At 53.8% G+C, this 17,998-nt stretch carries 17 protein-coding genes and 2 pseudogenes; 10 read left to right on the top strand and 9 right to left on the bottom strand.

Annotation, left to right across the window (positions count from 1 at the left end; all coding sequences use genetic code 11):
• Positions 1-24: 24 nt before the first annotated feature.
• Positions 25-954, bottom strand: coding sequence for a nucleotidyl transferase AbiEii/AbiGii toxin family protein (locus ACTCIA_RS02105; RefSeq protein WP_463000152.1), 930 nt, complete (start codon positions 952-954; stop codon positions 25-27).
• Positions 951-1,547, bottom strand: coding sequence for a type IV toxin-antitoxin system AbiEi family antitoxin domain-containing protein (locus ACTCIA_RS02100; RefSeq protein WP_463000151.1), 597 nt, complete (start codon positions 1,545-1,547; stop codon positions 951-953). Before ACTCIA_RS02100 ends, ACTCIA_RS02105 begins: the two co-directional genes overlap by 4 nt.
• Positions 1,548-1,876: 329 nt before the next feature.
• Here ACTCIA_RS02100 and ACTCIA_RS02095 point away from each other — a divergent pair, with 329 nt between their 5' ends.
• From ACTCIA_RS02095 to ACTCIA_RS02065, 7 genes and pseudogenes are all read left to right on the top strand, one after another.
• Positions 1,877-2,653, top strand: a complete 777-nt coding sequence (locus ACTCIA_RS02095; protein ID WP_463000150.1) for a LamB/YcsF family protein — start codon at positions 1,877-1,879, stop codon at positions 2,651-2,653.
• 22 nt (positions 2,654-2,675) lie between these two features.
• Entirely contained in the window at positions 2,676-3,392 is a 717-nt protein-coding gene (gene pxpB / locus ACTCIA_RS02090) for a 5-oxoprolinase subunit PxpB (RefSeq protein ID WP_463000149.1), read from the top strand.
• Positions 3,382-4,338, top strand: a complete 957-nt coding sequence (locus ACTCIA_RS02085; RefSeq protein WP_463000148.1) for a 5-oxoprolinase subunit C family protein — start codon at positions 3,382-3,384, stop codon at positions 4,336-4,338. Before pxpB ends, ACTCIA_RS02085 begins: the two co-directional genes overlap by 11 nt.
• 144 nt (positions 4,339-4,482) lie before the next feature.
• A complete protein-coding gene (locus ACTCIA_RS02080) occupies positions 4,483-5,460 on the top strand; it encodes a TRAP transporter substrate-binding protein (RefSeq protein ID WP_463000147.1) in 978 nt (325 codons plus the stop codon).
• A 3-nt stretch (positions 5,461-5,463) separates the two neighbouring features.
• Entirely contained in the window at positions 5,464-5,943 is a 480-nt protein-coding gene (locus ACTCIA_RS02075; RefSeq protein ID WP_463000146.1) for a TRAP transporter small permease subunit, read from the top strand.
• A complete protein-coding gene (locus ACTCIA_RS02070) occupies positions 5,940-7,268 on the top strand; it encodes a TRAP transporter large permease (protein ID WP_463000145.1) in 1,329 nt (442 codons plus the stop codon). Before ACTCIA_RS02075 ends, ACTCIA_RS02070 begins: the two co-directional genes overlap by 4 nt.
• A gap of 186 nt (positions 7,269-7,454) precedes the next feature.
• Positions 7,455-7,901, top strand: a pseudogene (locus ACTCIA_RS02065) (MFS transporter); the annotation flags it as partial.
• A gap of 159 nt (positions 7,902-8,060) precedes the next feature.
• Here the strand turns inward: ACTCIA_RS02065 and ACTCIA_RS02060 are convergent.
• The 6 genes and pseudogenes from ACTCIA_RS02060 to ACTCIA_RS02035 form a co-directional block, all read right to left on the bottom strand.
• Entirely contained in the window at positions 8,061-9,209 is a 1,149-nt protein-coding gene (locus ACTCIA_RS02060; protein ID WP_463000144.1) for a response regulator, read from the bottom strand.
• Positions 9,199-10,422 carry an HDOD domain-containing protein gene (locus ACTCIA_RS02055; protein WP_463000143.1) on the bottom strand — a complete coding sequence of 408 codons (1,224 nt, stop codon included), beginning with the start codon at positions 10,420-10,422 and terminating at the stop codon, positions 9,199-9,201. Before ACTCIA_RS02055 ends, ACTCIA_RS02060 begins: the two co-directional genes overlap by 11 nt.
• Before the next feature lie 30 nt (positions 10,423-10,452).
• Positions 10,453-12,054, bottom strand: a complete 1,602-nt coding sequence (locus ACTCIA_RS02050; protein ID WP_463000142.1) for a PAS domain-containing sensor histidine kinase — start codon at positions 12,052-12,054, stop codon at positions 10,453-10,455.
• A gap of 203 nt (positions 12,055-12,257) precedes the next feature.
• Positions 12,258-12,683, bottom strand: coding sequence for a hypothetical protein (locus tag ACTCIA_RS02045; RefSeq protein ID WP_463000141.1), 426 nt, complete (start codon positions 12,681-12,683; stop codon positions 12,258-12,260).
• Between the two features lie 148 nt (positions 12,684-12,831).
• A complete protein-coding gene (locus ACTCIA_RS02040) occupies positions 12,832-13,569 on the bottom strand; it encodes a methyltransferase family protein (protein ID WP_463000140.1) in 738 nt (245 codons plus the stop codon).
• 109 nt (positions 13,570-13,678) lie between these two features.
• Positions 13,679-13,780 (bottom strand): annotated as a pseudogene (locus ACTCIA_RS02035) (methyl-accepting chemotaxis protein); the annotation flags it as partial.
• Positions 13,781-13,885: 105 nt separating this feature from the next.
• On the opposite strand from ACTCIA_RS02035, the gene ACTCIA_RS02030 reads away from it, so the two are divergent.
• Positions 13,886-14,869, top strand: a complete 984-nt coding sequence (locus tag ACTCIA_RS02030) for an ATP-binding protein (RefSeq protein WP_463000139.1) — start codon at positions 13,886-13,888, stop codon at positions 14,867-14,869.
• Between the two features lie 20 nt (positions 14,870-14,889).
• Here ACTCIA_RS02030 and ACTCIA_RS02025 read toward each other — a convergent pair whose 3' ends face one another.
• Positions 14,890-15,651 carry a 4Fe-4S binding protein gene (locus ACTCIA_RS02025; RefSeq protein WP_463000138.1) on the bottom strand — a complete coding sequence of 254 codons (762 nt, stop codon included), beginning with the start codon at positions 15,649-15,651 and terminating at the stop codon, positions 14,890-14,892.
• Positions 15,652-15,818: 167 nt separating this feature from the next.
• On the opposite strand from ACTCIA_RS02025, the gene ACTCIA_RS02020 reads away from it, so the two are divergent.
• Positions 15,819-16,934: a cobalamin B12-binding domain-containing protein gene (locus ACTCIA_RS02020; protein WP_463000137.1), complete on the top strand. Its 1,116-nt coding sequence runs from the start codon at positions 15,819-15,821 to the stop codon at positions 16,932-16,934.
• Positions 16,910-17,872: a GGDEF domain-containing protein gene (locus ACTCIA_RS02015; RefSeq protein WP_463000136.1), complete on the top strand. Its 963-nt coding sequence runs from the start codon at positions 16,910-16,912 to the stop codon at positions 17,870-17,872. The genes ACTCIA_RS02020 and ACTCIA_RS02015 overlap by 25 nt, the downstream gene beginning before the upstream one ends.
• Positions 17,873-17,998 lie beyond the last annotated feature (126 nt).

Genomic DNA, 17,998 nt, shown 5'->3' with positions numbered 1-17,998 from the left:
AGTTTTGAGGGGCTTCCGGGAGTGTTACTGATACGATTGAAGACACCACCCCTGATCAGGCATCCATACGTCTTCAAAAGAAGCATTGGATTGCAGGCTTTCGATGACAGGTGCGAGGAAGACAGCTATGTCGGCGATAACAGCAGGCAGGTCGCCAACCGGAATGTCGGGCTTTGATTTTTTGACAAAGGCTGTCCATTGGACTGTTTTCTGAGGGTCTTGGTAAAAAGCGGGCGTGAACGCAAAGGGTGTTGACGCCGGAATTGTTGTGCGCCGCCGGTCTAACGTATTATCCAGCGCTTTTCGCAAAACATTTCCATTGAACGAGAAGAGTCTGGATAGCAGCCAAATATCATAAAAGTCCTTCATCCGGCTGTTCGCCACGCCGAGTTTGATCACTGCTTCCACCTTTTCGGCCACCAGCGTATATCGAGGATAGGCTTTCAACCGCGGTGGGGGAGCTTCAAAAAGGGTTGGATATTCGATTTGTTCAGGGGCTGGTGTTATCGCATCCCCAAAGCCGATATCAACCTGAAGAGGAATCCGGGCCTGATTGAGCAAACCGATTAAGGTGATTCTTACGCCATCGTATTCCTGATCGTCGCGGATCTTCTCTGCATTCAAGGACTCCGGCAAATAGAACATGCCATCCCTCTGAAACTCGACGCGGCAGATGCCGCGGAACACTTCCGCAAGCTGTTCGACATCGGAATTGCCGAACCCCAGAAGATCCGCATCCCTGGTAACACGGTAACTTTGTCCTTTCCAGACCAGAAACAGGCTGGCCCCTTTCAGAATGAACCGATCATTGTGGGGCGAGGCGCTGAGCCGATAAAGGAATCGCTCCATACCGTAACGGGAGAGCAGAAGGTTGAAATCTTCCTTGTTGCTTTTGGCACGGTTCAGAAGCCGCTCAAAGATTGAATGGGCAATGTTTTTTTTGTTCTGGTTCATACGGTCGCTTCCAGGTATGGGCGCATGATTTTCGACACTCTATCGATTCCACCAGCTTCCACCAACTCATCCATGGTGACTTTACGTGATCGCCATGCCTCCTGGAGGGCTTCAATGGCCACATCAAGACCGACCTTGTTGCGGAATTTGAAGCAATCAGCAACCGTCTTTGCAGGGTTGTATATTTTAACCGCCACACCGTTTATGAGATGCTCCTGAACACCGAACGAATAGGCCGGTCCGGAAACATAGGTCAGGTTAATCGGTGGGTATGCTACATCCGGCCGCCAAGAGCCTCTCGGGATGGTCAGCCATATTTCATGGGGGATCTGGGTGGTAATTCCGTGGTAGTTCAGGGCGGAGATAAGACAAACAACGGCCTGAGGCACCCTTTTCGAAACCTCTGCCAGAGACGAGTTTTCAGTCACAGGAGCGTCCGGAAGGGTGTAGAGCCCCACAGCGATCTTCTCCAGAAGTCCCTCCTTGTGCATGCGATACAGGTAGTTTCGGGAAATACCCACCGCTTGAACATCCCTGGCCTGGATAATCCCTTTTTTTCTGGCAAGATCCAGTATCTGTTGTCGTCGGGTCATGGAAACTCCTTGTGCAAATCCTCTTCAAATATACATAAATAAATGGGATTTGCAACAAATATTTGGCCGGGATCCTGATGATTCCGATTAGATCAACACTGGCCACAAAAAGATCCGGTTGCGCCTCAAATAGTTTTTCATTACGCGAAGCGTTTTTTAGATCTGGGAAAACCGTGAGACAAATACGGGCTCACGGGTTGACTTGCCGGCACAATCGTGCCATGGCATCCAGAGTCAGGCAGACGGGCAGATATCCGGTCATTTCAATTGCATTTTCTGCAAGATACGATAGGGTAGCGCTTCAAAAAGGGCCATTCAAGGAGGATGATTTGCAGATAGATCTCAATTGTGATCTTGGCGAAGGATTCGGGATATACACTGCGGGGTTGGACGGCGATGTAATGCCCCATATCACTTCGGCCAACGTGGCCTGCGGCTGGCACGCAGGTGATCCGGTGGTCATGCAGGCCACTTTGGAGATGGCCGGGAAATTTAACATCATGGTTGGGGCTCATCCGGGATATCCCGATTTGATGGGCTTTGGCAGGCGTGATATGAATTGCAGCCCAAAAGAGCTGGAAAGCTATATCCTGTATCAGGTAGGGGCCCTGCAGGCGTTCTGCCGCAGCCGGAACCTGAAAATGCAGCACGTAAAACCCCACGGCGCCCTGTATCATGCGGTCCTGGCAGACCCCGAACTGGGCGGGGCCCTTGCCCGTGCGGTGCAAAAGGCTGATCCAGAACTGATTTTGCTCACGCTGTCCGGCCCTAAAGGAAATGTCATGGCCGAAATTTGCCAGGACCTGGGTCTGCGGGTGGCCAGAGAAGCTTTTCCTGACAGGGCCTACAACCCCGACGGCACCCTGGTGGGCAGAAATATGTCCGGAGCCGTGCTTGAAGATCCGCAGGAAGTCGCTGTGAGGGCGCTTTCCATGGCCAGGGACAAAATAGCACTGACGCCTGAAGGTGAAAGTGTCCGCATAGAAGCCCACACGCTTTGCGTACACGGAGACAGCCCGGCCGCAGTGGCCTCCGTGCACGCGATCCGTCATCTTTTGGAGGAAAACAATATCGGCCTGGTCCCTCTACAGGAACTGCTTAACTGATGCTTCAGGGAAATTTTTGCTCATGTCTTTGAAAATCAACAACCCGCGGATCAGCCATTGTGCGGACTGGGGGCTTCTGGTGGAATTCGGCGAGCGTATCGATCCGGAGTTAAACGCCTGGACCAGACTGGTGGCCGACCGCCTTCGGCAATGTCTTACAGACGGCGTCCTGGAGGTGGTTACGGCTTATTCATCTTTTCTGGTGATCTATGATCCGGCACTGCTTGATACAGCGGCGCTCAGAAAGACTGTTTTTGCCTGCTGCAGCGAAAAAAAAGAAGACGAAGCCTTTCAATTGTCATCCACTGCGGAAATACCCGTCTGCTACGAGCCGCAATACGCACCTGACATTGAAGATGTGGCCCGGCTAAACAACCTGACCGTGGAGGAGGTCATCGATATTCATTGCGGCACCGAGTATCTCATTTACATGCTTGGATTTGCTCCGGGATTTCCCTATCTGGGGGGTCTGGACCAGCGCCTCCACACACCCAGGCTCGACACCCCGCGCAAACTTTTGCCTGCCGGAGCAGTCGGCATCGCAGGCTCCCAGACGGGAATATATCCCCTGGCCAGCCCCGGGGGATGGCGTATCATCGGCAGAACGCCTTTGCAGCTGTTCGATGCCGGCCAAAACCCGCCTGTACCTTACTACGCACCGGGAGACAAGCTGAAATTCAAAAGAATAAGCAGCCGGGAATTTCAACGCATGGCCGGGGAGCAAAGCCATGGCAAATGATACCTTTTTGGTACTGGATCCCGGGGCTTTCACCACGATACAGGATTTGGGACGTTTCGGCTACCAGACGCTGGGGGTTCCCATTTCAGGCGCCATGGATTCCTACTCCGCAAGGGCGGCAAACATACTTGCCGGCAACAGCCCGACATCTGCGGTTCTGGAGATGACAATACGGGGCTGCACCCTGGCGGTAATGCGCAATGCCCGCGTGGCACTGACCGGCGCCATGGCCGAAATCAGGCACAACAGCATCCAAAGACCTTCCTGGAGCGCCTTTGAAGTGGAACCGGGTGATCTTTTGCGTATCAGCCAGGTCAGTCTTGGGTGCCGGATCTACATGGCTGTTGGCGGTGGATTTGAAGTGCCGCTGATCATGGGAAGCCGATCGACATGCACCCAGGCCGCACTCGGCGGGCTCAGGGGCCGGGCCCTGCAAAAGGGCGATTTTCTGCCTGCAGGACAGGCGGAAAATGTTCCCGGACAAAATGCAATTCCCGGGGAATTCATCCCGGAAATGGGGCAGGGCGCTGCACTCCACTGTGTGCCCGGCCCCCAGGATCATATGTTTCGGGACAAGGGCCGGGACCTTTTCACTTGCCCATACACTGTGACCCAAAGAGCCGACAGGCGCGGCATACGCCTGGAAGGCCCGCAAATTCAGCACTCGCACCAGTCGCCCGGCGCAATCGTGTCTGAGCCGATTTTGCCGGGCAACATCCAGGTCCCGGCAGACGGACAGCCCATCATTCTTCTGCGGGAACAGACAGCAGGCGGGTATCCCAAGATCGCAACCGTGGTTTCAACGGATTTGTCCAAACTGGGCCAGGTCATACCGGGCGACAGCATAACTTTTATCTCAGTTACGGCTCAACAAGCAAGGGACATGAATCTGGCGGAACAGGAGAAATTAAAGTTGCTGCAAAACAGTGTTTGGCAGAAATCTTGAAACACATTTAAACCACAGGCCGTGTCAGGACTTTACAAAAAAAACGATTTTGGCTAAATTCAGATTCATGTTAACAAGGGCCTGGTTTGAATAAAGGGCTTGGATGTACTGAACTCCATTCACCCGAAGATTAAGGAGTGCGCCATGTACAGGAAATTTTTCATATTAACCATTCTTCTGGGTTTCTTTTTTGCCCCGCAGGCAATCGCCCAAAACATGAAAATGAATCTCAACGCAGTTTATCCCGCCTCCAACTTCCATACCCGGGGTGCAGCGCAATTCGGCGGGCTGGTGGAACAATACACAGACGGCGACATAAAGATTACTGTGCATTCCGGCGGCAGTCTGGGATTTAAGGGAGAGGAACTGCTCAAGGCAGTAGGTGATGCCTCGGTTCCCATGTCAGACATCCTGATGGGCGTGGTCTCGGGCAGCGAGGAGATATTCGGCCTGAGTACTTACCCTCGCATCGTAACTTCTTATGAAGAGGCAAGAGCGCTTTATGAAGCAGCTCTTCCCTATTACCAGGACGCCTGCCGGAGATGGAACCAGAAACTTCTGTATGCAGCTCCCTGGCCGCCCAGCGGATTGTTCACAAAGGACCGGGTGGACTCCATAGAAGACATCGACGGACTGAAAACCAGGACCTATGACAAAAACGGGGCCAAATTTCTCAGAAAGGCCGGCGGCAGTCCCCAATCCATGCCCTGGGGCGAAGTCTATTCCGCTTTGAACACCGGCCTTATCGACTCTGTGCTCACTTCGGCAACCTCGGGCAAGGACGGCAAATTCTGGGAGGTCCTTGACCATTTCACAAAAATTAATTTCGCCTATCCCCTCAATATGGTCACAATAAACCTGGACTACTGGAATTCCATGAGTGAAGATCAGCAGGAAGCAATGCTGCGCGCTGCCCGGGAAACAGAAAAGGCCCAGTGGGAAGCCTCCAGGCAGAGCAACCGGGACTCCCTTAAAGCCATAGCGGAAAACGGCATTCAGATCACAGAGGTCAGCGAAGAATTCGGTGAGCAGCTCGACGAGATATCTGAAGAAATCTTTAAGGAATTTAAGGCCGAGGCCGGCAAGGAAACCAAAAAAGCCCTGGAATCCATAGGAATGTAGATATTGTCCAGAGTCAGCGCATTCATCGAAGGCCTCTGCAGGGCAGGGGCCTTTCTTTCTGCAATCTGCATGGCCGCCATCGTGATTCTGATCGTGGTGGAGATATTTCTGCGCATGTTTTTCGGATTTTCCACCATGGTCAGCAGCGAGTTCAGCGGGTATCTGCTGGTGGGCCTGGTGGCAATGAGCCTGGGCTACACGCTCCAGCACGAGGCGCATATCCGTATAACCCTGATTTGGGGGGTTTTGCCGCTGAAATGGAAAAACAGGGTCGATATTGCCGTGGCGGCCGTTTCGGCGGCTGTAACCGGTTTTGCCCTTTACCATTCAGTGCTGCTGGTCCAACAGACATACAGCCGGGGCATGACTGCAGACTCCATGTCTGAAACCCCCCTCTGGATACCGCAGACCGCAATACCTGTCGGCCTGTTTCTGTTTCTGCTCCAACTGGTAAACTTCATCCTCCGGAGGGTCAGGCAATGATCAGCAGTCCCCTGACCCTGGCACTGGTGCTTTTGCTGGTAATGTTTGGTTTTCTTCTTTCCAGCAAATGGATAGGGTTTTCCCTGATCAGCACCGGTATCATAGGGCTTGTTCTGTATGACGCCAATCTGCCCCCTGTTTTGTCCATATGGGATAAAGCGGGCACTCTGCTTGCCAACTCCATATGGAACAGCCTGAATTCCTGGGCGTTGAGTGCCCTGCCGCTTTTCATCCTCATGGGAGAGATCCTGTACCGGACCGCCATCTCCACCAAATTGCTAAACGGCCTGGTGCCATGGCTGACAAGAGTTCCGGGAAAACTCTATCATATCAATATTCTTGCCTGTTCCTTGTTTGCGGCAGTATCGGGTTCCAGCGCGGCCACCACTGCAACCGTGGGAAACATTACTTTAAGCGAACTCAAAGAGCGCGGCTATGACAAGAAACTGGCCCTGGGCTCCCTTGCAGGGGCCGGGACCATGGGGTTTTTGATCCCGCCCAGCCTTATCATGATTATTTACGGAGTCCTTTCAGACACCTCAATCGGCAAGCTTTTTATCGGCGGCATTATTCCCGGGCTGATGCTTGCTTTTTTCTACTCCGCCTACATCGCCCTGCAATGCCTGCTTCATCCGGAATATGTACCTGTTAAGCAGGACAATTACACCTGGGGCCAGAAGCTGAGGGCGCTAAAGGAAATTGTGCCGGTTTTTGCCCTTATATTCGTGGTGCTGGGCGGAATATACCTTGGCATGACAACCCCCACGGAGGCGGCTGCAATAGGCGTTGTCGGCTCCCTGGTGCTGGCATGGGGCTTTCGCAATCTGACCCTGAAAAATCTCATGGAATCGTTCATGGCTGCAGTCCGGACCACTGCCATGATCTGCTTTATTATCGCCGGAGCGGCTTTTCTGTCCCAGATGGTCGGATTCGTTGGTATTGCCAACGCACTGAGCCGCTATATCGTAAGCCTGGAACTTTCCCCCTATGTACTGATTCTGGTGGTTGGATTCATGTACATTCTGCTGGGCATGATACTCGACGGCATCTCCATTGTGGTCATGACCCTGCCCATTGTTCTTCCCATAGTTGTCAATGCGGGCTTTGACCCCCTGTGGTTCGGCATTTACCTGGTATTCATGGTGGAGCTGTCCCAGATTACGCCCCCGGTTGGGTTCAGCCTCTTTGTGATCAATCACATCTCCAGGGAAAACATGTACACCATACTAAAGGCCACCTTTCCTTTTTTTCTGATCATGATCCTCATGGTGGTTTTGATCACCATGTTCCCGGAAATTGTGTTCTTCCTCACAGACAGAGTATAATCTGAACTGAGCGATTTCCAATTTTGATGGCGTCGTAAAAAGTCCTAAAACGGATATCACCGTCAATCACTAAAGATGCAAGTTATTGATTTTACTTAACACTTAATCACTTAAAACTTAACACTGCCTGTAAAAAAGACTTTTTACAGGCTTATCAATTTTACCGCATCTACTGTGAAATAAACCATGCCTGACACCAAAATATTTTACGGCTGGTACATTGTCGGCGCCTGTTTTCTGCTCTGTTTTCTGTTTGCCGGGGCGGGGTTTTATTCCTTCAGCATTTTTATCGAGCCCATTGAAAAACAATTCGGCTGGGACCGGGCGGCCATATCCCTGACCATGTCCATTTACCTGGTCACAGGCGGTTTGATGGGCCCGGTCCACGGCCGGCTGATCGGCCGTTTCGGGCCCCGACGGGTCATGCTGGTCTGCGCTGTGGGGGCCGGGGCATGTTTTGTTCTGGTGAGCCTGACCCGGTGGCTGTGGTATTTTTACCTGGTTTACGCCCTGCTGGCGGCAACCGTGTGCGGCATGGGGGTGGTGCCGGTCTCCAGTCTGATTTCCAACTGGTTTGACCGCAGCCGGGGCACGGCCACCGGAATCGCCCTGGTGGGGATATCGGCCGGCGGCCTGCTGCTTGCGCCCATGGTGGGACTGGTGACCGCAGTCTGGGGCTGGCAGGCATCCTTAATGCCCTGTACCTCTTTGTTGCCGCCTACATGGTCGCCATTGCCGCATTTTTTGCAGCAGCCATTCCCGGGCGCACCGGCGGCCGGTCGCCTCTCTGATTTAAACGGGCCTGTGTACCGGAGCGTGCACGTGGATGGGCTCTGCCACGCCCTGCCCGGAGCGGGCGTAGTTGCCGAGCCGTTCAATGGTGGCATCCCCGACTTCCTGGCCCTTTGTGATCAGCAGGATACCCTTCAGGCTGCGCACCTCCTCGCGGATGATCATTCCCGGCTCAAGCTGTTTGACGCTGACCTGCCTGGGCTCGTAGGTCTCCCGGCGGCGGACGATTTTTTCCAGGGAATCCATTACTTGTGCCGGATAGCGCGTCGGGTCCGCCCTGAGCTTTTCCAGTGCTTTTTCCGGGTCTTTTTCCCGGCCCGCGTGCACGTCATAGTCACATACCGCCTTGAGGATTGCGGTTTCCATGTACAGGTCGGGCAATGACTCGCTGTCTTCAAAAATCTCAAGGGGCTTGTCCCTGTCCCGGATTATTCGGGCCACGTCCTGCATCCGGGGGATGTGGGAGATCAGGTTGTAGGCCACGTCTGCGTGTCTGGACAGAAGATCCTTTTGGGCCGGGTCGGTATCCCGGCTGGTGTACAGATCCGCCACGCTTGTGCCGGGCAGCACCGCAAACCCGATCTGGGAGAGCAAAGCCGCGGTTTCGATTTTCCACAGATCGCCCAGTTTCATGTCCACTGCGGTTTCCACGGCATGCCGTTTGATCCGCGAGGCCCGGCCAAAGGCCTCCGGCGCCACCATGGAAAGGATTTCTGTCATCATTTTGATACTGCCCCTGAGGGTTTGTTCGAGCAGTTCTTTTTCCGAGCGGACCAGGCGGTATTGTTCGATGCCGGCCCGGATCATCTCCATTAATTGCTCGGCGGGGCAGGGCTTTGTCATGAACCTGAAGACATGGCCGGCATTAACCGCCTTTATGGCGTTTTCAATGTCTGCGTTTCCGGTCAGGACCATGCGCACGGTTTCCGGTGCGGCCTGCCTGACCCGGGTTAAAAACTTGATTCCGTCGATAAGCGGCATACGGATATCGGACACCACCACTGCAAAGGGGCCGTTTTTGTTAACCGCTTTTAAGCCCTCCACCGGACCCAGGGCGGTTTCCGCCCGGATTTTGTTTCTAAGCTGGCGTCTGATACCGTCTAATACATTTTGCTCGTCATCGACAAACAATACCTTTTCATCCATCATTGCCGTTTTCCCCCGCCAGCATGTTTCTGCGGATTTCGTCATAGGCCTCAAGGTGTTCCAGCATTCCCGCTTCCCGGAGATAATCAGGGTTTAAGGCGGAGATCAGCTCGGAAATCTCCGTTTCCGCTTCATCGTATAGGGCAAAGGCGTTTGCCAGGTATACGGCCTGCAGGGTTCTGTTGGTGCTGTCGGGCAGATCTTCGGGCATGTGGTGGAAACCCACGGTTTCAACGATGTTGCCCGGCAGCCCCCATATTCCCAGAAGATAGGCGCCGATCTGGCAGTGGGTGGCGCCGAAAATCCGGATTTCGGCCTCATGCAGGGGGATTTGTTCCTGCCCTGCCATTGCCAGTGCCTCCTGGTAGGGGTCAATGAAATTGTCCATGAAAACCAGTTTTCCCACGTCATGGAGAAGGCCGGCCATGCAGGCATTGTCGATGGTGGTCTTGTCCATGTCTCCGTGGGCGGCGATCTGTCTGGCCAAAGTGCCGGTTCGCACGCTGTGATCCCATAATCTCTCGATGTCGAAAACTTCGAGTTTTTGCCTGTCGAATTTGGAAAAGATTTCCAGTGTCAGCACAAGTGAGGTCACCGTATCGAGTCCCAGCAGGTTGACCGCCTCGGCCGGGCTTTTGATGGTCCTGGGCAGGCTGAAAAAAGACGAATTGACAATCTGCAGGATTTTGGCCGTCATTGCCGGATCGCGGGAAATCATCTCCCCGATTTTTTTCATGGAAGCCTCTTCTTTTTCCAGTTCCCCGGTTATTTCGAAAAACATGTGGGGAAGGGTGGGAATGGCCTCCATGCTCGAGACAATGCTGCGCAGGGCGGGCTTTTCCAGAAGCTCCAAAAGGGCGCATGCGCGATTGATCTTTTTTTTGAGTTCTTCCGGGGAAACGGGCTTGGAAATATACTGGTGGGCCAGCTGTACCGAGCCCATTATCAGCTTTGCATCCGAATAGCCCGACAGGACCAGGCGCACGGTTTCCGGGTATCTTTCCCGGATATGGGCCAGCAGGACATCGCCGCTCATCTCCGGCATCCGCATGTCGGTGACAACAACGTCAAAGCCGGACTGCTCCATTGCCGCAAGTGCAGCAGCCCCGCTTTGAACAAACGCCATGTGCCATTCCCGCCGCATCCCGTGCAGCATTCTTTTAAGGCCCTGGAGCACGTTTGGCTCGTCATCCACGAAAAGAATGTTTTTTTTCATTTTCAAAAGGTCCTTTTTCCCCTTTGCGCCTTAGAAGGGCAGCCGCAGGACAAATGTGCTTCCCTTTCCGGGCTCGGACGTGCAGTAAAGGGTGCCGCCGTGTTTTTCAACAACCGTGGCATAAGAAAGCGACAGGCCCTGGCCTGTTCCCTTTCCCACTTCCTTGGTGGTGAAAAACGGGTCAAATATATAAGGCAGGTCCTTTTCGGGTATGCCTTTGCCGGTGTCAGATATGGCGATTTCAGCCGCATTCCCGGTGTTTCGGGTCCGGACGGTGATGGTGCCTTTGGCGCCGGTGTCGCCATTTATCGTATCGGCAATGGCATGGGCGGCGTTTATGATGATGTTTAAAAAAACCTGGTTGATCTCACCGGCAAAGCAGTTGACTGGCGGCAGGTTTTTGTCAAAGTCGGTTACGGCATCAGAGACGTACTTGTACTCATTGCGCGAGATGATCAGGGTGCTTTCCAGGGCCTTGTTGATATCAAGGGCCACTTTTTCCTCGCTTCCCGGGTGGGAGAAATCCTTCATGGATTTGACAATGCCTGAAACCCGGTTGACGCCCTGGAGGGTCTGCTCCACAGCGTCGGGCACTTCCCGGCGGAGAAATTCCAGGTCTGCATCCGCGATCGCTTCATTGATTCCGGCAATGCAGTCCCGGGGATCGCCGCCGTTAATGACTGTGTCTGCGAGATGTCCGTATTTTTCCAGTACATGGAAAATGTCTTCAAATGCCTGTTTCAAAAACTGGGTGTTGTCGCCCACGTACTGGATGGGCGTGTTGATCTCATGGGCGATTCCCGCGGCAAGCTGGCCTATGGATTCGAGTTTCTGGGCCTGGGCCAGCTGACTTTCCAGGTTTTTGCGGTCTGTTATGTCAGCACCCATGATCAGTATCCCTGAAGCGCGTTTCTTGTTGTTGTAAAACGGTGAAAACGTCAGGCCCAGAATCCCTTTGCGGCCGTCCTGGCGCGTGAATCCAAGATCGTTTAACCGGTAGGTCTGTCTTGTGTCCCGGCAGATGTTGATTCCCTCCTGGATCTGGCCGGTGTCCCAGTCAACGGGCAGCTCCATTATGGCCATGCCCGATGCCTCTGAGCTGAGAATGCCGAATGTCTCAGCAGCCTTGCGGTTCCACCGGATAACCCTGTCAGCGGTGTTGATTTCGATTAAAATCGAGGAAATGGCAGACAGCAGGGCTTCCATCTCGTTATGGGATTGCTGGAGGCTTTTTTCGGTTGCCTTGATTGGCGAGATGTCCACAAAGCTGATCAGCAGGTAGCGGGTCTGCCGGATATAAAAGGGTGAAATGGTTTTAAGGATATGTTTTTTTGTGCCATCCGGGCCCGGGATTGTCTGCTCGTGGTTTTTGATTTCAATTGTTTCGTCTGAAATCGGGCAATGCTGCCGGTTGCCCCTGCAGAAAATCTCCCGGCAGTGACGGCCCAGAAGATCCCGGCTTTGCGCTTCGAGAATTTCCAGGGCCGCGGGGTTGACTTCGGCAATCAGGCCGCTGCTGCCGTTGATGACAACAATGGCCGTATGCACGGAGTCTATCATTGTTTTGAGTTGTTTGCGGGAGCCGGCAAGGGATTTTTGTTCCTCCCGGCTGTTTTCCTGGTGCGTTTTCATTACAAAATCCCCTGCCAGTGGGTTGATAAGCCTGTAAAAAACTTTTTACAGGGGCACTCCGGCACATATTGCCCCTTATTGATGTAATCGGCATGTTTGCAAAAAGATTAAATGAAAGCCTGCGGGGAGATGAAAAAAAGGGCGGTGCCGGAAACAGGTGTCAGTCCGGCGACGCCCTTTTTGTGCTGGGGTTGTGAAGGGATTTATTTGTCAGGGAATTTCAGGGAAATCTTTTCTTTGTCGTCCTGCTTTTTGATTTTTGCCTCCAGATCCAGGCTGCTGTCGCGGACCCCGATACTGAGGGAAAGCTTGCCCTTGTCGTCTTCAATGTGGGTCATTTGACGCATGGCCTCGAAAATTCCCTCAATGACGTCGTCGCCCGGCGAGGGAAGATCAAAGTCTCTGAATTCTGCCACAAGGCGGTTTGTGCCGTCCTGGTTTTTTTCTATTTTGATCTTCTTGGCGTTTTCGTTGATGCCGTAAAGGATTGCCAGGGCAAGCCACTGAAGCGGCGCCTGTTCCTTGTCCGGTTCGTTTTTGACCGCACCGAGCTTGGTGAGATAATCCGTGCCGGCAAAGCAATCGATCTGTTCCTGCATTTTTTTCTGAAGATTTCGTTTGTCCTGCATTGGCGGGCCTCCTTTTGCGATAATATTTGCCTTGAAAAACACGCTTGCCGTATTCGTCTTCCATACTTGCAAGGTAATCGCTTGCCCGGTGCTGTCAAACCGGAGTGCAAAAGGGGCCCGGTGCAGTGTCTGCCGATTTGCGGGCAGGTCAACGCCGGGTCAGTGTTTTCCATGGAATCAGCATTGGTACCTGCCTTTGGTAATTTCGGTACTGCCCGCCGAAATCGCGCACCAGATCTTTTTCCTCAAGCCATGCTCCCGTGACGATCCATGCGCTCCAGAGCACGTTAAAAACCAGCCTGTCAGCGGAAACATCCGGGCATGACCAGATCATCAGGAGTGTGAAAAAATACAGGGGATGCCGGACATGTTTGTAAGGCCCCCGGATTGTAAGGGCTGCCGCCTTCTTTGGCCTGTTGCCGGTGTGGCGCAAAAGGGTTTTTGCGCCAAAGCTGTCAAATGAACCAAGGGTTTTTACCCCCCATGCAAATCCTGCAACCGAAGCCCAGAAAAGCAGCCGGCAGCCAAGCCGATACCAGCCTTCGGCGGAAATCAGAACATGCGGACTTGTCTGCCATCCGGCAAGCACAATAAAAAGGGCGATAGCTGATGACAGGCCATAGACGGCACCGTGGAAAGGCCGGGCCGCGTATTTGTCCAGCCGCGCCTTAAACCACCTTCGCTGCATGGTGCTGTGCTGGAGGAAAAATACCAGGCTCAGCCCGGCATCGGTGAATAAAACCGGCAAAGGCCCAAAGCCGAAGTCCCATACGGAAAAAGATCCCGCATAGACAAAGGCCCCGAACCAAAGCAGCGCCCCCGAGCCCAGCACAACAGAGGCATATGCCACGGCTACGGCCGTGTATTTGTTTCCATGTTCAGGCATTTGCCGCAGTATATCATATTTTTTTATTCTGTGTATATATCCTGATGGGTTAACGCCGGGACCCGGCCGCTGCTTTGCTGCCTTGACCGATATTGCTTATTTCCGGTTTTCCGGTCTCGCCTGCCCGGACGGTTTCCACTGCAGCATTGAGGGCCGGTAGATTGGTTTGAAAAGCAATGTCACCAATGGTTTTTATGATTTTGGAAGGCTCTGGTTTGGAAAGTGGCAAAAAAAATTTTTCCTGTTAATTTTTATGCTTACAGGTAAGCGCGCATTTTTGTGAGATAGAGCCAATATAGTTGTTGGAGATTAAAAGATGGCCGGTGAGCGCAGTTCTTCTTTTTTATCCCCGGGCCTGATCGAACCGCCGGGAAAGCCGCTTAAAATCGCCTTTGCGGCCTGCGGCGTTTTTTTTGCCGCAGGGGTGGCATATATTCTTTTTTCAAGCCATATTGCGGCCCTGGCGGCGCCGAGCGTATCAGAGCTGGAATCCATTGAAAAATTCAAGGGCCTGGTGTTTATCGTCTTTACCACTGTGCTGCTGTTTTGCATCATTTACGGCATGCTCGCCCGCCTTGACCGGCAGCACCGGTGGCTGCTCAATTTCGGAAACCGTCTGATCGCCGCAGAAAGGCAGGCATCGGCCCTGGTGCTGGCAGATTCCGTGGCGCATGAAATCAGCAGCCTGCTCATGACCCTGGAATACAACATTGAGGAACTGGCGGATGCGGCAGGAGAGCAAAAGCCCGGGGCCCTGAAAAAGGTCAATGACGCCCAGGACCGGCTGAAAAATCTGGCCCGAAAGCTGGCCCGGGCCAGCAGTCTGCAGGCCACAAAAGAGTATTTCAATCTTTTCGCCGCCGTAAGAGACGCCCTGACATTTGCAGGGAAACACCGCAGTCTGCGGTTTTGCGAAATCGACCTCAAAGGGCCCGAAGACCTGATGTTTATGGGCAACCTTTTTCTGGTCTATCAGATGGTTCTCAATCTGGTTTTAAATGCAGCCCAGGCCGCGGGTGAGCAGGGCCGCATCGAGGTGCGCCTGTTTGAGCAGGATGATTTTTTGGTAGCGGAAGTACACGACAACGGCCCCGGCATTGCCGCTGACATGCGCCAAACCGTCATGGAACCCTTTTATACCACACGCCAAGACGCAAGCGGCCTGGGCCTGCTTTCGGTCCAGGCATGTGCACGGGCCCACCAGGGTGATGTGGAAATCCGCGATTCAGATCTGGGCGGGGCCTGCTTTGCAGTATGGCTCAAAAAAGCCCCTGCGGTGATCGATGATCAAAAGCCGTAACCCCGCGTTGATGCGTTTTTTTATCCTGCCGCCGGTTTTCGGGGCCGGTTGTTGGGACAGGCCTTCAGGCATTCGTCACAGGCCAGCCAGTAGTCGTGGCCGGCGGTGTTGACCACCCGCTCGATGTATTTTAACGCATCAGCACCTTTCAGGGCCAGGGGATAGATGGCGTGCTTGACAGAGTGGGGCAGGCAGGTCATTTTCTGAAAATTTCCGTCCTCTGTAAACGCGCCCGCAGGGCATTTTTTTTGGCATGCAGTGCAGCCCTCCGGGCAGGGGTCTTTGTCAATGACCGGGTCGGCCGGCATTTCCGCGCTTGTGACCACCGCTGCCAGGCGCAGAAGCGAGCCGTATTCCGGGTGATACATCTGGCCGCTTCTGCCGAAGGCCCCCAGGCCGGCATTGACCGCCGCATGTTTCAAAGAAAGCAGCCCCCAGGGTTCGGCCCCGTGGAAAACCATTGGCGCGTAGCTGGGCACGGAAAATGCGGCATACGGCCCCCTGGATTCGATGAAGTTGCTCAAAGCCAGGCCGATTTCATCGAGCTGCCGGTACACGGTATGGTAGGAGCGGTGGATGCCGTAGAGATTGTAGTCCGGGGATGAAAGAATACCCCGGGAAATGGGGATTCCAAATACAATGACGGTTCGGGCGTCTTTGCAGATACGCGATGGGTGGTGTTTTTCCGGTGCGCTGTCAAAGCGCTGCACGGGTGCAAAGCCCACTGTCTGGACCTGCCGGCCCAGAAATTCCGTCACGTCCTGTTTTAAGCTGTCGTTCATTGTGCCTCCGGGTTGTTTTGCAGGCAAATGGATAAATCCTTCTTGATTCATTTGCCCGACGCTGTAAAATAGATTCGTCCAAACCAAGTCAAACGGGGTCTTTTGTCCATGCAGTTTATATTTTATTTGCAGGACCGCAAGGGGTTTTTTGCCGCCTGAGAGGGATTATGGATTCTGATCTGCAATATGAAATCGGACAACTGCCCGAAATTCCGGAAAAAGCCGCACTGTCCCATAAGCAGCATCTGGGCGAAATGGTGGAGAAGGTCAACAAGCGCATGAGCCGCCGGCCCGATCTCAATCTTTTGATCGGCAACAACCCGCTGAGCATGATGTTTGAGAATCACAAAAATCATGCCGTGTTTATGAGCAACGTGTTTATTCTGAATGAATACCCCCTGCTGCTCAACACCATTCCCTGGATGTACCGGGCATATCACGGCCACGGATTTTCCTTTGACTATTTTTCCGCGCATCTCCGGACCTGGCGCCAGGTTCTGGAAGAGACCCTGGCGCCGGAGGACGCCGCCTGTCTTGTGGCGGTATATGACTGGATCATCTCCAGGCACGGGCAATTTATCCGTCTCTCAGAGCAATCTGTTTCCGGTGCCCCTGAGCCTGCCCAACAATGGCAGCCGGTTTATCAGGCGTTTCTCCAAAGCCTGCTCAATGCAGACCGCCATGGGGCCATGGCCCTGGCCAGGGATGCTGTACCGGATCTGTCCGGACTCAATGCGTTTTATGTCAATGTTGTCCAGCCGGCCATGTATGCCGTGGGTTCCATGTGGGAGTCCGGAGAGTTGAGCGTTGCAAGGGAACATCTGGCCTCGGCCATTGTCAACCGGGTCATGTCCGCGCAGTATATCGAGCTCATGGAGTCGCCGGAAAATTTCAGGGCAAGGGCCGTGGTCACGGCCGGGGCCAATGAATTCCACGAAATCGGGGCCACAATGGTGGCAAACGCCCTGGAGGCGGATGGATGGGAAGTCTTTTTTCTGGGTGCCAACACACCGGTGTCAGAGCTTCTGGAGTATGTTTCAGCCCGGGAGTTTGACCTTGTGGCCATTTCCGCCACGATCCCGTTTAACCTCGAAGCCATTCAAAACATTATCCAGGGCATCAGAGCCTGGCCCCGGGACAAGCAGCCCAAAATCATGGTCGGGGGCCAGGCCTTTGCCGATTACCCGGAACTGGCCCGGAAATTCGGGGCTGACGGGTTTGCTGAAAATTCAAGCCAGGCCGTTGCCCTGGCGGAAAAATGGCTGAAAGCGGCCGGAAAATGACCCTTTTTGAAATAATCCAGCAGAATTCTGCAGCCGTACGTGTATTTTTCAATGTTGCCGGCAGCGTTCTTGCGGTGGTCACGGACAAAGATTATCGCATCACGGCCTGCAACGACAATCTTGCCAGAAACCTCCACCTTCCGGAAAGGCCCCTGGGCAGAGCCCTGGGCGATATCCTGTGCCCCCTTGAAGATGAATCCTTTTCACTGCTGGTATCCAGGCAGGACGACACCCTGCTGCCCCAGATTTTCAAGGTCTGTTACTCTGAGATTCTCTACAAATGCTATTGCTTTGGTCTGGAAAACGGGTTTCTCGTCTTCGGGGATCGTCTGGGGGGCACTGACAACGAAGTGCTGCAGAGCATGTCGCTTCTCAACAACGAACTGTCCGGGCTGAGCCGGGAGCTTGCCCAAAAAAACCGGGAGCTTGAAAAAGCCAACCGGAAAATCAGGGAGCTTTCCCGTACAGATTCCCTCACAGGCCTTGCCAACCGCCGCTATTTCCAGGAGCGCTACGAGCATGCATTTTCCCTGGCCAGGCGCCATAATGCGCCGCTGTCAGTTGTCATGCTGGACCTGGATCACTTCAAGTACGTAAACGACACCTACGGCCATGATGCCGGAGACACTGTTTTGAAACACTTCGGCCAGCTGGTGCGGCAAAACTGCCGGCACGAGGATTTTGCCGCCAGGTTCGGCGGCGAGGAATTTATCATGTATCTTTCCCATACAACGGCAGAAGAGGCCCTGGAACTTGCCGAACGGGTAAGACAGATCGTCGCCCAAGCCGACATGCTGGAAAACCGGCACCAGGTCACTGTCAGCATCGGGGTTGCCCATATATCCGAAGCCGATTCCCCCGAAGCCCTGATCAAAAGAGCGGACCAGGCCCTGTATGCGGCAAAGAAGGCCGGCCGCAACAGGGCCTGGGCCCTGTAGATATCCGGCCGGGAAGAAACAGCATGGCCGGGAAAAACCCTTCCGCAATAAGGCCGATGCGGTAAAAAAAGTTTATTTTTCCGTCCATGGGCTGCTTTTTCCGGGTTTGTGGCGGCACCGTTTTGA

This window comes from Desulfosalsimonas sp., from assembly GCF_055149105.1.
This window is presented reverse-complemented; position numbering and strand designations above follow the sequence as displayed.

Excerpts from the sequence above, each read along its gene's own strand:
- ACTCIA_RS02050 (WP_463000142.1), bottom strand. The coding sequence starts at position 12,054 with ATGAAAACGCACCAGGAAAACAGCCGGGAGGAACAAAAATCCCTTGCC.
- ACTCIA_RS02040 (WP_463000140.1), bottom strand. The coding sequence starts at position 13,569 with ATGCCTGAACATGGAAACAAATACACGGCCGTAGCCGTGGCATATGCC.
- ACTCIA_RS02080 (WP_463000147.1), top strand. The coding sequence starts at position 4,483 with ATGTACAGGAAATTTTTCATATTAACCATTCTTCTGGGTTTCTTTTTT.
- pxpB (WP_463000149.1), top strand. The coding sequence starts at position 2,676 with ATGTCTTTGAAAATCAACAACCCGCGGATCAGCCATTGTGCGGACTGG.
- ACTCIA_RS02060 (WP_463000144.1), bottom strand. The coding sequence starts at position 9,209 with ATGATGGATGAAAAGGTATTGTTTGTCGATGACGAGCAAAATGTATTA.
- ACTCIA_RS02055 (WP_463000143.1), bottom strand. The coding sequence starts at position 10,422 with ATGAAAAAAAACATTCTTTTCGTGGATGACGAGCCAAACGTGCTCCAG.
- ACTCIA_RS02085 (WP_463000148.1), top strand. The coding sequence starts at position 3,382 with ATGGCAAATGATACCTTTTTGGTACTGGATCCCGGGGCTTTCACCACG.
- ACTCIA_RS02105 (WP_463000152.1), bottom strand. The coding sequence starts at position 954 with ATGAACCAGAACAAAAAAAACATTGCCCATTCAATCTTTGAGCGGCTT.
- ACTCIA_RS02045 (WP_463000141.1), bottom strand. The coding sequence starts at position 12,683 with ATGCAGGACAAACGAAATCTTCAGAAAAAAATGCAGGAACAGATCGAT.
- ACTCIA_RS02100 (WP_463000151.1), bottom strand. The coding sequence starts at position 1,547 with ATGACCCGACGACAACAGATACTGGATCTTGCCAGAAAAAAAGGGATT.
- ACTCIA_RS02030 (WP_463000139.1), top strand. The coding sequence starts at position 13,886 with ATGGCCGGTGAGCGCAGTTCTTCTTTTTTATCCCCGGGCCTGATCGAA.
- ACTCIA_RS02020 (WP_463000137.1), top strand. The coding sequence starts at position 15,819 with ATGGATTCTGATCTGCAATATGAAATCGGACAACTGCCCGAAATTCCG.
- ACTCIA_RS02070 (WP_463000145.1), top strand. The coding sequence starts at position 5,940 with ATGATCAGCAGTCCCCTGACCCTGGCACTGGTGCTTTTGCTGGTAATG.
- ACTCIA_RS02025 (WP_463000138.1), bottom strand. The coding sequence starts at position 15,651 with ATGAACGACAGCTTAAAACAGGACGTGACGGAATTTCTGGGCCGGCAG.
- ACTCIA_RS02015 (WP_463000136.1), top strand. The coding sequence starts at position 16,910 with ATGGCTGAAAGCGGCCGGAAAATGACCCTTTTTGAAATAATCCAGCAG.